This is a genomic window from Pandoraea sp. PE-S2R-1, from assembly GCF_002179865.1.
Lineage (GTDB): Bacteria > Pseudomonadota > Gammaproteobacteria > Burkholderiales > Burkholderiaceae > Pandoraea.
In genome coordinates, this window is sequence record NZ_NGUR01000091.1 from 1 (window position 1) to 453 (window position 453).

The 453-nt window shown below is 64.9% G+C and carries 1 protein-coding gene; it reads right to left on the minus strand.

The features are described from left to right. Positions 1-114: 114 nt before the first annotated feature. A partial coding sequence (locus tag CDV44_RS27175) for an NAD(P)-dependent oxidoreductase (RefSeq protein WP_305790824.1) occupies positions 115-453 on the minus strand: 339 nt, incomplete at its 5' end.

Sequence of the window (453 nt, forward strand, 5' to 3'; positions counted from 1 at the left end):
GCCGTCGCGCGGGCCGACTTCGACCACTTTCACGCGCTGCGGCAGATGGGACGTCACCATGAGTTGTCTCCTCGTAGGGGTGCAGGCAAGGGATCTGAGGCGCGGCTAAATAGCTCAGTAGCCGCGTGTCAGATCGACGATGCCGGTAATGGCTTCGCCGCGCTCAAGGGCGGCGATCTTGCCCGCGATCTGCGCGACCGTTTCGTCGCGCAACGTCATGGCGGAAATGTGCGGCGTTACGGTGATGCGCGGTGCACGCCAGAACGGATGGTCGGCAGGCAACGGTTCGGTGCGGAACACGTCGAGCGTTGCGCCGGCGATCTGAGCGCTCTCCAGCGCAGCGAGCAGGTCGGCTTCGACCAGATGCGCCCCGCGTGCCACGTTGATCAGGTAAGCGCCCTGCGCCAGTTTCGCGAACAGATCGGCGTTGAGCACATCGACCGTTTCCGGCGT